The sequence below is a fragment of the uncultured Desulfovibrio sp. genome (assembly GCF_902477725.1).
Classification (GTDB): Bacteria; Desulfobacterota; Desulfovibrionia; order Desulfovibrionales; family Desulfovibrionaceae; genus Desulfovibrio.
Window position 1 is genome coordinate 1 of the sequence record NZ_CABSIF010000007.1, and the last position, 13,561, is coordinate 13,561.

Consider the following 13,561-nt stretch of genomic DNA (forward strand, 5'->3'; position numbering starts at 1 on the left):
GATTGCTGGCCGCGTTGATGGCATCAACGCTCAGAAGGCCGTCTTCCACAGGAAGGCGGCTGCCAACGGGAATAAGAGTCCATCAATCTGTCGCGACGGCGCGGTCAAGCCGCGACCTGCTCCAGATTGCTGGCCGCGTTGATGGCATCAACGCTCAGAAGGCCGTCTTCCACAGGAAGACGGCCTTCTTCAATATCCAACCAGGCAAAGCCGGCATATCCCCATTTTTTAGCAGACGCGAGCTATGGGGATGTGTGCGTCTCCGGTTTTATGCCTTAGCCTTCTTTTTTGACTTTGGACTTGGTCATGGCAAGGCCAATACCTTCGAACAGTTCGAAAATGGCAAAGCCATACCACAGGGTGTAAAGCACATAGAAAACCAGCATGCCAACCATCAACAGAACGTGCTCGGACACCTTGGCGGCGGTCACGCTGTAGAAGTTGTTGCCCGGTTCAATGGCGCGGCGCAGCACATGATCCACTACCTGCGACTCGGCAATCAGGCGCTGCTTTTGCAGTTCCTTGATGCTGGGCGAAAGCAGGTACCACCATGCGGAAGCTACTTTAAGGGCATTTTCTCCACCGTATTTCTGCGAAACCTTGTCCGTATCGTTGTGATACAGGGCATCGGAATCGTCAGTGGCGGAGGTGAGAATCTTGCCCAGGTCGCCGGTAAAGGTAACCTTGCCGTCAGTAGCGCTCACATCCGTGGCACCCGCAGTTTGCAGGACCATGGCGGCAACGGGGGCAAGGGCGGCCTTCTTGAGCTTGACAGTAATCGTCACTACCTTGCCGTCAACTTTTTTCAGGTTCTCACGAACGCCGGGGATAAAGTAGGACGAACCCTTGGAGAGTTCGTTAAAGACGTTATCGGCGTATTCAAGGCCGGTAACGTGCTTGCCGTTTTCGTCACGCAGGATGGGCATGAGCAGGGTGGCAAACAGAACCAGAAACGAAATAAGCATCAAGCTGCCCCGGAAGAACGGGGCTTTGGCATGAATAAGCATGATCAGGCCTCCCCTCTAAGCTTGCCGAGGTTGAAGAAGAACTTGCTGAACACCCAGATGCCGAAGAAAGCAACGACAACCCAGAAAACTACGTTGCCCACATCTTCAATAATGCCCACCACACTGGGCGACCAGTTCAGCACTTCAAGCTCAACGAGCTTCTTGGGCAGGGTGGCCGCACGGTTGATGAAGCCGGCAATGATGGAGATGGCGTAAAAACCGCGAATGTGGATGCCTTTGACTACCTTGGTGGTCAGAGCGCCCACCTGGATGCCCAGCAGCGAACCAAGCAGCATGCCGACAGCCAGCGTGTAGAACACGTAACCGTAAATGGCGTACTGGCCGATGGAGGCAAAACCAGCGGTAAAGATAATCTGCAGAATGTCGGTACCAACGGTGGTCATGGACGACACGCCGAAGATGTACACGAACATGGGGAAGGTGACGAAACCGCCACCCACGCCCATGATGGCGGCCAGCATGCCCACGATGACGCCGCCCGCGGCAACGATCCAGCCGGAGATCCGGCGGCCGCCGGGAATGAGGTCTTCGTCAAAGGTGATCATGGGCGGCACGGCCAGAGCCTGAAGCTTCAGGGCAACGCCTGTCATACCGGCGCTGCCGCCGTGCGCGTCCTGATTCGCCGCGGCGGCGCCGCGGGAGCTCTTCAAAAAGTCAAACAGGGCATAAAAGCCAAGAAAACCCAGCAGCACGGCGTAAATGGTGCTGATGAACAGTTCGGAAAGCAGCGGGTCAGCGTTGTACAACCCTTTGTTGATCGCGCCGCCAATAACTGTTCCCGCGCCGGAGCCTACAAGAAAGGCGATGGCCAGCTTGGTGGAAACGTTGCCCAGTTTTTTGTGCACCGTGGTGCCCATGATGGCTTTGGCGAAAATGTGGAACAGGTCAGTACCCACCGCCAAAATGCCTTTCACGCCCGCCGCCATAAGGGCAGGAGTAATGATGAAGCCGCCGCCAGCACCGATACACCCGGTGATCAGACCGGCTGCAAGGCCAACGGCAATGGATGCCAAAAAGATTGTGTTGGTGTAAAAAGCCGGGGCATAGGCGGATTTTCCGCCCAGCATTTCGTGATACTCATAGGCTTCGGCAAAGCAGCCCGCCAGAATGGGAACTGCAAGTGCCAACAAGATGAGCAGCTTTTTCCTGCTTTTGAGAATGGAAGTGGAGACTTCCAAATCCCATTTGGCATAAGCCTGGGAGCTGCTCAGCAGAAACTCATACACCTGTCTGCCAAAACTCATACTCTCCTCCAATACGATTGTTCCGGCCAATGGCCGAGGTCGTGGCCCCAATACAAACAAACCGTCTAAGGCAATGCCGTGCGTCGCGTCACACACAGCTGGGTTCTGTCAGTAGATATGCTTGAATTCTTTGGTTTTTTATTAATTCCCAGCTCAAAATATCCTGTACCCAGTCACTCTGACATATTAGCCGGAATTTGTAAAAGAAATTTATCACGAGCAAGGGCTCTCGAACCGTAAAGTTCTGAAAAATAGCCCCGGCATTCGCCATTTTTTGCTATGCTGGAATGCTCAATAACCTCGGCAAGATATGAAAAAGCGCTCCCGCGCATCACTGTGGGGGGCGCTTTTTCGCTATATTTGTGAAATTTAAAACAATCTATTTTTTTGTCAGGCCCTGGCTCTGGCCAAAGATGACAAGCTCCATCCAGTCCAGCCCGAAATCAAGCGCGGCCTCATCGCCGTGCTGGCTGTCTTGCATGATGTCCGCCTTGCGCTGGTCGCTTATGTCCACATGCGAGAACACGCGCATGTTTGTGATAAGCTCGCGGAACTTGTCGATCTGAAACAGGCATAGCACTATCATAGTTACCAGCCGGGGTTCAAGTGGCTGACCCGTTGCCCGTACCATGGCCATGAGGCGCATATAGCGGTCGTTGGAAGTGTTGAAGGGCCTTAGCTCCTCGTTTTCCAGCCACTGATGGGGGGTGCGCACGGTGCCTTTGTCAAAACCAAGGCAGTGGGGCTCGCGCACCACAAAGAAGCGTTCTGAAACGCCGTTTGCCGCCATTTTTGTGCCGCGCCCCAAGGGGTAGTAGCGGCATGCGCCGGGCCTGTCTTCGTACACTGAGCAGCCCGCAGGGGTCACAAAGGGGCAGGGTTCGTCCGGGCCGTCAAGCATGCGCAGCATGGGCAGGGGAAAGCCTGTGTCGGGAAACGAGCGCAAGGTGGTAAAGGTGCCAAGAAAGTCCTCGCTGCCAAGGCCCAGATTACGCCGCAGGCGTAGCACGTCGTAAGGGGTCAGGGGCAGGGTCAGCTCTGCGCAGCAACGGTTGAAACAGGGGACATCTGGGTTGCAGTCAAAGCAGAATGTTTCGTCAGGTTTCAGTTCGGGCAGGCTGTCGAGAAGTTCACGGCTGGCATCAGAGGACATGGGCGCTCCTGGTTGCGTGCCCGTGGCGCGGCGGCGCGGGGCGAGGAAACAATAAATGCCCGCCGCGCGGGCAGAAAGCGGCCCGCTTGCGCAGGCCGCCTTGCCGTTATGTTGTGCTGCCGCCTGTGTGGACGGCTAATGCTAAATGACCTTGTTCAGCGCGTATTCAATGATACCTTCCGCGCCAGCGAGGCGCAGGCGGGGAATCAGATCGCGCACCACATCAATCTGCACCACGGATTCCACCGAGAGCCAGTGGGTGTCGCGCAGGGGCGAAACCGTGGGCGAATTGAGCGAGGGCAGCATTTCAAGGATGGCGGCCAGATTATTCGCTGGCGCGTTCATCTTGAGGGCCACCAGATTTTCTGCCTTGAGCGCACCCTGGAGCAGCAGGTCGAGCTGTTCGATTTTGGCGCGCTTGGCGGGATCTTCCCAGGCTTTCTTATTGGCAATAAGCACAGGGTAGGAAACCATGACCTCGTCAATAATGCGCAGCCCGTGAGCGCGGATGGTGGTGCCGGTTTCGGTCACTTCCACAATGCCGTCAGCCAGGCCTTCCACCACCTTGGCTTCGGTCGCGCCCCAGGAATAGAATACGTCAACCTTAACGCCTTCGCGGTCAAAATAGCGCTGCGTCAGGCCTTGCAGCTCGGTGGCGATGCGCTTGCCCGCGAGGTCGGCGGCCTTTTGATAGGGCGAATCGCCCGCCACGGCCAGCACCCAGCGGCAGGGGCGGTTGGAGGTCTTGGAATATACAAGGTCGGAAACGCGTACTACTTTGTCTTCGTGGTTGCGTTCGGTCAGCCAGTCGAGGCCGGTGATGCCCACGTCCAGCACGCCAGCTTCAATGTATTCGCCGATTTCCTGTACACGGCAGAGCGAAGCGGTGATCTGCGGGTCGTTGATGTCGGGAAAATAGTTGCGCGTATGTTTGCGGATTTTCCAGCCCGCGCGTTCAAAAAGGTTGATGGTGGCTTCTTCCAGCGAGCCCTTGGGCACGCCAAGCTTGATGATGGGCATGGTATCCGCGCTCATGACAGTTTCCTTCTATCGACCGTAGACTTTTTTGGGGTCAAAAACCTGCGGGGAGCATTCCCGCACCGAACCTTGCTTCAATTCCCTGTAAAAGCAGGAGCGCCGTCCTGTATGACAGGCGGCCCCGCCGATCTGCTCAATAAGCAGCAATATTGTGTCATTGTCACAATCAAGCCGCAGGGAACGCACTTTTTGTACATTGCCCGATGTGCCGCCCTTGTGCCAAAGCTCCTTGCGGCTGCGGCTCCAGTAATGGGCCTCGCCGGTTTCAAGGGTTTTACGCCATGCGTCTTCGTTCATATAGGCCAGCATGAGCACTTCGCCGCTGTCGCAATCCTGGGCGATGGCGGGCAAAAGCCCCTTGCTGAAATCGGGCTGAAAGCCGGGGTTGCCTTCCAGAGCCGCGCTGCCTTCAGGGGTAGCGGACATGGGGCCTCCTTTGTTGTGTCGGCTGGCAGGGCTGTGCGCGCCTGCGAAGTGCCAACAAAATACGGTGTCTAATAGTGCGGTTTGTTCCGCGCAAACAGTTAAATCTACCTGCAAGAGCCGCAGGACGCAAGAGCTGCGTTCCTGAGACGGCATGGTCTGCCGCAAAAGCGCAACTTGCGAATCCATGCCGGGTGTGGCATGCTGGCACGTTAGCAAAACTCTTAGTTATGGCGGGTGTGCCGCCGGGAAAATACATGGCCGATTACGATTCCACTGTGAATGATTGTGCGGATTCCGCTTCTGATGCCGTGCTGCACGGCATTTCCATCAGCGAACCCGATGATGCCCTGCCCAGGGTGACTCTTGACGAATTGCCCGAAACCGTGAGTGCGGCCTGCCGCCGGGCCGGCTGGCAAAGCCTTATGCCCGTGCAGTCGCTGGCCTTGCCCTATCTGCTGGCCGGGCGCGACATCATGGTGCAGTCCCGCACTGGCAGCGGCAAGACGGGCTGCTACCTCTTGCCCATGCTTCCCCATATTTCTGCCGACCTCAAGGCCCCGCAGGCCCTGGTGCTGGCCCCCACGCGCGAACTCGCCGTTCAGGTTGAGCGCGAAGCTGCTGTAATTTTTGCAGAAACTGGTATCCGCACTGCCGCTGTTTATGGTGGCGTGGGCTATAAAAAGCAGATGGATGCCCTGCGCGACGGCGCGCAGGTTATTGTGGGCACGCCTGGTCGCGTTCTTGACCATTTGCTGCGCCGCACCATGGAACTGCGCGACCTGCGCGTTCTGGTTTTTGACGAGGCCGATCGCATGCTTTCCATCGGGTTTTATCCCGACATGAAGGAAATTCAGAGCTATCTGCCGCAAAAGCGCATCCATACCTGCCTGTTCTCCGCCACGTATCCGCCCCATGTGCTCAAGCTGGCGCGTGAATTCATGGCGGAACCGGCCATGCTTTCCCTCTCGCAAAAAGAAGTGCACGTGGCCGAAGTGCAGCACCTCTTTTGCGAGGTGAAGCCCATGGATAAAGACCGCGCGCTCGTGCGCCTGCTGGAAACGGAAAACCCCGCCTCGGCCATTATTTTTTGCAATACCAAGTCCAACGTTCATTATGTGACGGGCGTTTTGCAGGGCTTTGGCTACAGCGCCGACGAGCTCTCCGCTGATCTTTCGCAGTCGCGCCGCGAGGCCGTGCTTGAAAAAATCCGGGCGGGCAAGCTGCAATATCTTGTGGCTACAGATGTTGCGGCGCGCGGCATTGATATTGCGCAGCTCTCGCACGTTTTTCTTTATGAGCCGCCGGAAGATCACGAAAGCTACATCCATCGCGCAGGCCGCACAGGCCGTGCGGGTGCAGCCGGTACGGTCATCTCGCTGGTGGACGTGATGCAGCGCATGGAGCTTGACCGTATCGCCAAGCACTACAAGATCGGCATAATCCCCCTGCCTCTGCCTTCTGACGAAGACGTGGCCCGGGTAGCCGGGGCCAGACTGACCGCCATTCTTGAAGGGCGGTTCCGCAATCTGACCGGGCTTGAACGCATGCGCGTTGGGCGCTATGCCCAGCTTGCGCGCGATCTGGCCACGCAGAGCGATGAAGAAGACAACGTGCTGCTTCTGGCCATGCTGCTGGATGCCTGCCATCAGGAAAGCCTGTGCGAAACACGCTTTCCCGATGGACGGCCCCGCGCCTCCGAAGGCCAGCAACGTCCGTCGCGCCAGCCCCAGCAGGGGCGTTCCCGTGGTGCCCGGCCAAAGCCGTCCGGTGGCCGCAGTGCGGACGCCGTGGAAGCCAGGCCCGCTGCCCCTGAAGGGCAGAGCGGCGAATCAGCCCCGGATTCCGGTTCTGATTCTGGCGCTGACGATGGCAAATCTTCGCATTCCGGCAAACGCCGCCGCCGTTCCTCGCGACGCCGTGGCGGCAATGCAACCGAGGGTACTGCAGGGCAATCTGCCGATGGGCAGGGCCAGGGTTCGTCCCAAGAGGGCGAGGGCTAGGCATTTTGGGATCTTACGAGCAAACAGTTAAGTGTGACAGCCATGCAGAACAGTGACGATCTCACCACGCAGGAGGCATCGACAGACGGTGCCCCGACTGAAGCCGCGCGCGCGGCTTTGGAGAATTTCAAGGCATTGCTGGCCGATGCCGACTTTACCCTTGAACTTGAACTGCTGGGCGTAAAGCGCATGCAGTTTATGCGTCGCCGCCAGATGCAGTCGGAACTCATGGGGCTTTACATGGCCCTGTGGCGACTGGCGCTGGCGCGGTCTTTTCCTGTTGATGCTCCGCGCATGTTTGAGCTTTTTCAGCAGGAATACGTGCGGGCGCACAAGGACAAGCACAGCAGTCATATTGTGCAGCGGGCCAATGAATACTGGGCCATGCTTGAACCGCGTGGTGATGGTGACTTCAGCGAGCTTGCTCGCCACCTGTGCTCCTTTTCCACGCTGGATCCCGGTCAGGCCAAGAGCATCAATCTCAAACTGGTGCTGCATATCCGCAAGATTTACAAACTCGTTTTCGACCGGCTCATCTAGCCGCCGGGCGTGCGCTATTTGTTCGGGAATCGGCATATCTAATGAAAATCGTCCATTCAGTTGACGCGCTGGGCACCCTCGCGGGTTCAGCCGTCACCATCGGTAATTTCGACGGCGTCCATCTTGGGCATCAGGCTCTTATCCGCCGCACCCTTCAGGTTGCGGCGCAGGAAGGCCTGACCCCGGTGGTCATGACCTTCTGGCCGCATCCCCGCCAGGTGCTGTTTCCCGAGCGCGGGCACATGCCCCTCACCACGCGTGAAGACAGGTTCGCCCTGCTTGAAGCGCTGGGTGTTCCCTTTGTGCTTGAGCTGCCCTTTACGCGCGAGCTGGCCTCGCTGGATGCCGGAACATTCGTGCAGACCATACTTGAACCCATGCATCTGCGCCGCCTTGTGGTGGGCTACGATTTTACGCTGGGCCGCAACCGTGGGGGGCAGGTCACCGTGCTGCGCGAGCTTGGCGCACTGACAGGCTTCACCGTTGAGCAGCTTGAACCTGTGCTGGTAGAAGGCATGGTGGTCAGCTCCACATCTCTGCGCGGGCTTATCGGCCAGGGTGATGTGGCGAGGGCCGCGCGCCTGCTTGGGCGCTTCCACGGTTTCAGCGGCGAAGTAATACACGGCGATGGGCGCGGGGCTGGTCTGGGCTTTCCCACCGCCAACCAGCGCAAGCCCGAAGTGGTGCTTCCTGTGGAAGGCGTGTATGCCACCCGCGCAACTCTGGAGGGCCACAGCTGGCCCGCAGTGACCTGTGTGGGTCGCAAACCTACCTTTGGCGACAACGAGCTTGGCGTTGAAACTTTTTTGCTGGAAGACGGCAAAAACCTTTATGGTCAAATGATGCGCCTGGAGTTTGTGGGTCGTGTGCGTGGTGAAGAACGCTTTGCCTCGGTGGATGCTCTCAAACAGCGCATTGCCCAGGATGTGAAGGACGCCCGCTCCCTGCTTGCACAGGCTGCTTTTTAGGAGGGCCGGGGGCGGCTGGAGAAACCATGATATGCGCCGACATTCATAACCATACCGTTGCCTCGCACGGCCTTGCCACAGTGGCCGAAATGTTTGCTGCCGCACAGGCGCGCAAGCTGGTCTGGTACGGTTTTTCAGAGCATTCGCCCTTGCCGCCCGGTTATTCCTGCCCTTTGTACAAGGGCGACCTCACCGTGACCTTCCCTGCCTATGCCGAAGAAGTACTGGCCTTGAGGGAGCAGACCTCCAGCCAAAAATCCGGCGCGCAGGCCCAACCGCGCGTACTGCTGGGCATGGAGCTTGACTGGCTGCCGGTCAACACCCCGTGGATGCGCGATATGGTCAGCCGCTACGCCTTTGACTACATCATCGGCGGGCTGCACTTTGTGGACGACGTGCCAGTGGGTTCTCCCCGCAGTTGGGGGCCGGAAGTGGAGCGCCAAGAGCGCTTTGCGCGTTACAATGCCTATTATGATGCCATGCGGTGGCTGGCTGCCAGCGGGATGGTGGATGTGGTGGCCCATCCGGATTTCATCAAGGTGTGCTGCTTTGATGATTTTCAGGCATGGCTTGCCCAGCCGGGCAGCACAGACCGCATAGCAGCCGTGCTTGAAGCCATGCGCGCCACAGATACAGCCATGGAAGTTTCTTCGGCTGGCTTGCGCAAGCCCTTTCACGAACCCTATCCCGGCCCGACCATCATGCGCTTGGCGGCGGATCTGGGCCTGCGCATCAGCTTTGGTTCAGACGCGCACAATATGGAAGATACTGGCTCGCATTTTACGGAACTGGCGGCCTATGCCGCGTCCTTTGGTTTTACGCGCAGCCGCATCTGCGTGGCCCGCGAGAGCAGGGAACTGACGTTCTAGCTCTATTAGCCCTTTTTGCTCACAATCTCTGCGTGTGCAAGATATGAAAAATCCCCGTTCTTCGCATGAAGAGCGGGGATTCGCTTTTGCGTCTGACAAAGTCTTACTTCAGCAGGCCCACCGTCTGGATGATAAAGACCTTCCAACCTTCAGGCAGGGGAAGTTTGCCGTCCAGCGCATGCAGGCCTGACACATGTACAAAGTTGCCCAGCCCTGCGGAGGCACAGAACAGCCCGGCATTCTGATACAGGGAGCCCACATGCGCCCCGCCCCATTCGTTGCCCTGCGGTATGGCGTAGAGCAGGGTGAGCGAGCCTCCGCCCATCTGGGCGCGCCAGTCGCCATCCATCACCTTGACGAGCGCGTGCTCAGGCTCATAGAGCCACACGCCGCTTTCAAGGGCCACGTACAGGCGTACATCCTGCCGGTTCATGGCCGTGGGGGCTGTTCTGCGGCCGCCGTCGCGGTTGACGCCCCAAGTGGCCCACAGCAGATCGCTCAACTGTTGGGGCGAAAGGGCTGCTCCGCTGAAGCCCGTTTTGATGGAGCGACGCTGGGCCAGGGCCTGCATCAGGGGCATGCCGCCGGTTTTATTGGGTGCGGGCAGTTCCATGCGGGCGGTGCTGTCCGCGGCGTTCACAGCTGTGGGCGCGGCGGGGATAAGGGCAAGAGCCGCCAATGAAAGCAATAGGGAAAGTGAGCGTCTGACGGTACGGATCATGGGTGTTCTCCGTGTGGTGGTTGGGTTTGTACCAGTAGCGGTTCGCTATGAAATACAGGCAAGATTGCAGTTTCGCAAACGCGCATGGTCAAGCACGCTTTGCAGCGGAATGTTCAGATTTCGCTTGTAGGGGAACGTTCCAGCATGGTGTCGAGCGCGGCAACCGCGTATTCGCCGGTCATGCCCATGCGCGGGGCCAGTTGGGGGAGATTTTCAACCGCATCGCAGGGGCGCACATAGAGCGGCTCCACATCTGCGTCAAAATAATCGCCGTGACGGGCCAGCAGACACAGCGAAGCCGTATCAGGGCAGACCAGCCGGGGCATGGCGAATGGCGAGTCGGTTTCCTCTTCTACGGGAACCATACGCATGCCTTTCAGAGCCGCAAAAACCTCTGCATTGCGGGCAAGGCCGCTGCCGCAAACATGTGTGCGACGGTGTTTGTCGGTGCCATCCGGCAGGGGCGCTCCCTGTGCGTTCTCGACACGCCGCAAGGCCTCCTGCGGCGCGCAGAGATCAACAGCCTGCGTGGGCAGGGCCGGAATCTGCGGCCCATACGACATGAAGGGCTGGCAGTGCACAAGATTGCGGCGGGCGTGGGTGAGCACCCAGACAGGCGTACCGTAAAACAGGTTGTGCTGGAGCACGGCGCTGGTGGCCAGAGCCTGCATGTAGTCCAGCCCCGCCAAGCGGGCCTGCCCCACGCGGCGCAGGGCTGCGGCGGTGGTCAGCACCAGCCGTATGCCCGTAAAGGAACCCGGCCCGCGCACGCAGGCAATGCGCCGAAAGTCGGCGGGCTTGATGCCAAGGCTGCTGCAAATCTCTGCAAGGGCCGGGGCCAGAATTTCCGTAGCCCTGTCGGCCTTGTGCCATTCCTGCACGCAGATCAGCCGTTCATCTTCGGTGACAATGATCTGGAGCACGCCCTCTGCGGCATTGAGGATAAGCTCAAGCCCGGTGCCGTTCTGCATTATGAGCCGCTCCCGAACCATCCGGTATTTTTGAGGATGCGCCACAGGTCGTTATAGGTGGCAAGCAGCATGAGAGCCACCAGCAGGGCAATGCCCGCGCGCATGGCGTAATCCTGCAAACGTGCGTTGAGCGGACGGCGGAAAATTATTTCCCACAGGCAAAACACAATCTGCCCGCCATCCAGCACGGGGATGGGCAGCAGATTCAGGATGCCAAGGTTGATGCTGATGAGCGCTGCCAGCGCCAGCAGCCCGGCAAGGCCTTCGTGGGCCTGCTTGCCCACCATCTGCATGATCATGATGGGGCCGCCCACCTGATCCAGAGGCACCACGCGCTCGGCCAGTTTTACAAAACTCTGCCACGTAAGTGAAACCATGTCTGCGGTCTGGCCCGCTCCGGCAATGGCCGCATCGGCAAAACCGTGCTGCACAAGCCGCACTGCGCCGGAATTACGGATGCCGATAAGCCAGGCGCTTTCTTCTTCGCCAAAGATTGTCTTGCGCGTGGAACGTTCAGGCGTGAGTTCCACGCTGATGATCATGCCCTGCTCGGGCTGCGCGGCTTCATCGGCGCGTGTTTGATCATCAGCCTGGGGGGCCATATCGGGGCGCGAAAGCGTGACGGCAAGTGTTTTGCCGTTGCTCTGCGTAATGGCGTCGGCCATGGCCTGCCAGTTGGCAACGGCAGCGCCGTTGATGCTCACAATGGTGTCGCCGGGCTGAATGCCCGCCTTGTCCGCAGGGCCGTTCTGCACAACGCCGCCAACCTGCGGCAGCAGCACGGGGGTGCCCCAGCCAAGGGCCAGGGTCCAACAGAGCAGCCACGCCAGAAGGATATTGGCGGCGGGGCCAGCGGCAACCACAAGCAGACGCTGCCATGCGGGGCGCAGGGCAAAGCTTTCTTTTTCGGTAAAGCCTTCGGGGATATCCTTGGGGTCGCTTTCACCCACCAGGGCCACATAACCGCCGAGCGGCACCAGCGAAAGGGCGTATTCTGTCTTGCCCTTGCGGTATTTGAGAATCTTGGGGCCAAAGCCCAGCGAGAACGTGGAAACGCCCATGCCAAGACCACGAGCCACGGCAAAGTGTCCCAGTTCGTGGAAAAAGATCAGGCCGCCAAGAACGACCACTACTGCAATAATTGTTGTCAGCACAAGGAACCTCCGTCACGGGCCAGTCCGTAGACCAGCTCGCGGCTCTGGCAGTCAAGACGCTGCATGCGCTCCGCCAGTGTATGCGCCTCGATTGTCAGTGCGGCTTCGCTATCAGTTGCGTAAGCTGCACCTTCAAGAGGCGCGCATAAAGGCTGATTGCCGGGGTTGGAAGCGTCATGCGCCTCCAGTGCGGCGGCTATAAGCCGGGGAATATCCATAAACGCGCAGCGGCCTGTAAGGAAAAGATCCACTGCGGCCTCGTTGGCGGCGTTGAGTACAACGCAACGTCCGCCACGGTTTTCCAGCACCTGTCTGGCCAGTCCAAGACAGGGAAAAGCGGTTTCGTCTGGATCATGGAAGGTAAGCTGCTTTGCCGTAAGGTCAAGGCGTGGCACATTTGCCGTTACACAGCGCGGCCAGAGCAGGCAGGCCGAAATTGCCATGCGCATGTCGGGTGTGCCCAGCTGCGCAAGCTGGCTTCCATCGTGAAATTCTACAAGCGAATGTACTACAGACTGTGGATGCACCAGCACTTTGATGCGCTCAACGGGCAGACCGTAGAGGTGAAAAGCCTCAATGACCTCCAACCCCTTGTTCATAAGTGTGGCCGAATCAATGGTGATCTTGGCACCCATGCTCCAGTTGGGATGCTTGAGTGCCTGCTCCGGCGTTACGCCGCGCAGTGCTTCTTGCGTCCAGCCGCGAAAGGGACCGCCTGATGCCGTAAGTATGAGCTTGTCCACTTCTTGCCCACGCCCGGCCAGACACTGAAAAATGGCGTTGTGTTCGGAATCCACGGGCAGCACCACGGCCCCGGTGCGGGCGCAAACGCGTCGCACAAGCTCGCCAGCCAGCACCAGCGATTCCTTGTTGGCAAGGCAGATGACCTTGCCTGCCAGGGCCGCCGCCAGCGTTCCGGCAAGGCCCGCCGCGCCCACCTGTGCGGAAAGCACGGTGGAGGCCTCAGGCAGGGAAGCAAGTTCTGCGTAGCCGTCGCTCCCCACAAGAATACGGGGGCGGTAGTCCGCAGGCAGCAGTGCGCGCAGTTTGGCTGCGGACTCTTCATCCAGCACTGCCAGATGCGGCGGTCTCCATGTAAGGGCCTGTTCCGCAAGGCGCTGCACGTTGCGGGCGCAGGCAAAACCCACCATGCGGAAGGCCTGCGGATGTACTGCGGCAACTTCCAGCGTGCTGCGGCCTATGGAGCCTGTGGAACCCAGCAGTACCAGACTGCGCGGCCATGTTTGCTGCCAGCTTTCACCGGGGGCGTCAGAAATGTAATTGATGGAAGGGCCGCCCAGGCCGGGCCAGAGTTGCGCCATGGTGACGTTGTCCTTTAATGGGCGCGCGCAGGTGCTCGCGGCGCGTGTGCGCATAAGATTGGTACTGCGGCAAAAAATTCAAGCTCCCCGGTGGGGGATAACCGAGGATTTCAAAATAAAAATGCTC

Annotated in this window: 13 protein-coding genes; 4 read left to right on the forward strand and 9 right to left on the reverse strand. The window is 59.0% G+C overall.

All coding sequences use genetic code 11. The features are described 5' to 3' along the window. Positions 1-275: 275 nt before the first annotated feature. The 5 genes from RDK48_RS07700 to hisI form a co-directional block, all read right to left on the reverse strand. On the reverse strand, positions 276-1,007 hold the full coding sequence (locus tag RDK48_RS07700) for a hypothetical protein (protein WP_298995110.1): 732 nt from the start codon (positions 1,005-1,007) through the stop codon (positions 276-278). Between the two features lie 2 nt (positions 1,008-1,009). After that, positions 1,010-2,272 carry a sulfite exporter TauE/SafE family protein gene (locus RDK48_RS07705; RefSeq protein ID WP_298995107.1) on the reverse strand — a complete coding sequence of 421 codons (1,263 nt, stop codon included), beginning with the start codon at positions 2,270-2,272 and terminating at the stop codon, positions 1,010-1,012. Positions 2,273-2,651: 379 nt separating this feature from the next. Next, complete coding sequence (locus RDK48_RS07710; RefSeq protein WP_298995104.1) at positions 2,652-3,425, reverse strand: YkgJ family cysteine cluster protein; 774 nt, start codon at positions 3,423-3,425, stop codon at positions 2,652-2,654. A 141-nt stretch (positions 3,426-3,566) separates the two neighbouring features. Further along, on the reverse strand, positions 3,567-4,460 hold the full coding sequence (gene hisG, locus RDK48_RS07715) for an ATP phosphoribosyltransferase (protein ID WP_298995101.1): 894 nt from the start codon (positions 4,458-4,460) through the stop codon (positions 3,567-3,569). A gap of 12 nt (positions 4,461-4,472) precedes the next feature. Next, positions 4,473-4,889, reverse strand: a complete 417-nt coding sequence (gene hisI / locus RDK48_RS07720; RefSeq protein WP_298995098.1) for a phosphoribosyl-AMP cyclohydrolase — start codon at positions 4,887-4,889, stop codon at positions 4,473-4,475. Positions 4,890-5,143: 254 nt separating this feature from the next. Between hisI and RDK48_RS07725 the strand changes: the two genes are divergently transcribed. From RDK48_RS07725 to RDK48_RS07740, 4 genes are read left to right on the forward strand one after another with little or no spacing between them, the layout of a single operon-like run. Further along, positions 5,144-6,889, forward strand: coding sequence for a DEAD/DEAH box helicase (locus RDK48_RS07725; RefSeq protein ID WP_298995095.1), 1,746 nt, complete (start codon positions 5,144-5,146; stop codon positions 6,887-6,889). Between the two features lie 42 nt (positions 6,890-6,931). Next, positions 6,932-7,429, forward strand: coding sequence for a hypothetical protein (locus RDK48_RS07730; RefSeq protein WP_298995091.1), 498 nt, complete (start codon positions 6,932-6,934; stop codon positions 7,427-7,429). Between the two features lie 41 nt (positions 7,430-7,470). Next, on the forward strand, positions 7,471-8,397 hold the full coding sequence (locus tag RDK48_RS07735; protein ID WP_298995088.1) for a bifunctional riboflavin kinase/FAD synthetase: 927 nt from the start codon (positions 7,471-7,473) through the stop codon (positions 8,395-8,397). Positions 8,398-8,423: 26 nt separating this feature from the next. Continuing rightward, a complete protein-coding gene (locus RDK48_RS07740; RefSeq protein WP_298995085.1) occupies positions 8,424-9,266 on the forward strand; it encodes a histidinol-phosphatase in 843 nt (280 codons plus the stop codon). A 103-nt stretch (positions 9,267-9,369) separates the two neighbouring features. On the opposite strand, the gene RDK48_RS07745 is transcribed toward RDK48_RS07740, so the two are convergent. The 4 genes from RDK48_RS07745 to dxr all read right to left on the reverse strand — a co-directional run bounded on the left by RDK48_RS07745 (position 9,370) and on the right by dxr (position 13,434). Further along, positions 9,370-9,987 (reverse strand): nitroreductase family protein, encoded by a 618-nt coding sequence (locus RDK48_RS07745; protein ID WP_298995082.1) that lies wholly within the window; start codon positions 9,985-9,987, stop codon positions 9,370-9,372. Positions 9,988-10,100: 113 nt separating this feature from the next. Next, entirely contained in the window at positions 10,101-10,958 is an 858-nt protein-coding gene (gene tsaB, locus RDK48_RS07750) for a tRNA (adenosine(37)-N6)-threonylcarbamoyltransferase complex dimerization subunit type 1 TsaB (RefSeq protein WP_298995079.1), read from the reverse strand. Then, positions 10,958-12,112, reverse strand: coding sequence for an RIP metalloprotease RseP (rseP, locus tag RDK48_RS07755; RefSeq protein ID WP_298995076.1), 1,155 nt, complete (start codon positions 12,110-12,112; stop codon positions 10,958-10,960). The genes tsaB and rseP overlap by 1 nt, the downstream gene beginning before the upstream one ends. Next, on the reverse strand, positions 12,106-13,434 hold the full coding sequence (gene dxr / locus RDK48_RS07760; protein WP_298995073.1) for a 1-deoxy-D-xylulose-5-phosphate reductoisomerase: 1,329 nt from the start codon (positions 13,432-13,434) through the stop codon (positions 12,106-12,108). Before dxr ends, rseP begins: the two co-directional genes overlap by 7 nt. Between the last annotated feature and the right edge of the window lie 127 nt (positions 13,435-13,561).

Excerpts from the sequence above, each read along its gene's own strand:
- RDK48_RS07725 (WP_298995095.1), top strand. The coding sequence starts at position 5,144 with ATGGCCGATTACGATTCCACTGTGAATGATTGTGCGGATTCCGCTTCT.
- dxr (WP_298995073.1), bottom strand. The coding sequence starts at position 13,434 with ATGGCGCAACTCTGGCCCGGCCTGGGCGGCCCTTCCATCAATTACATT.
- RDK48_RS07700 (WP_298995110.1), bottom strand. The coding sequence starts at position 1,007 with ATGCTTATTCATGCCAAAGCCCCGTTCTTCCGGGGCAGCTTGATGCTT.
- RDK48_RS07740 (WP_298995085.1), top strand. The coding sequence starts at position 8,424 with ATGATATGCGCCGACATTCATAACCATACCGTTGCCTCGCACGGCCTT.
- RDK48_RS07745 (WP_298995082.1), bottom strand. The coding sequence starts at position 9,987 with ATGATCCGTACCGTCAGACGCTCACTTTCCCTATTGCTTTCATTGGCG.
- tsaB (WP_298995079.1), bottom strand. The coding sequence starts at position 10,958 with ATGCAGAACGGCACCGGGCTTGAGCTTATCCTCAATGCCGCAGAGGGC.
- hisI (WP_298995098.1), bottom strand. The coding sequence starts at position 4,889 with ATGTCCGCTACCCCTGAAGGCAGCGCGGCTCTGGAAGGCAACCCCGGC.
- RDK48_RS07735 (WP_298995088.1), top strand. The coding sequence starts at position 7,471 with ATGAAAATCGTCCATTCAGTTGACGCGCTGGGCACCCTCGCGGGTTCA.
- hisG (WP_298995101.1), bottom strand. The coding sequence starts at position 4,460 with ATGAGCGCGGATACCATGCCCATCATCAAGCTTGGCGTGCCCAAGGGC.
- RDK48_RS07730 (WP_298995091.1), top strand. The coding sequence starts at position 6,932 with ATGCAGAACAGTGACGATCTCACCACGCAGGAGGCATCGACAGACGGT.
- RDK48_RS07705 (WP_298995107.1), bottom strand. The coding sequence starts at position 2,272 with ATGAGTTTTGGCAGACAGGTGTATGAGTTTCTGCTGAGCAGCTCCCAG.
- RDK48_RS07710 (WP_298995104.1), bottom strand. The coding sequence starts at position 3,425 with ATGTCCTCTGATGCCAGCCGTGAACTTCTCGACAGCCTGCCCGAACTG.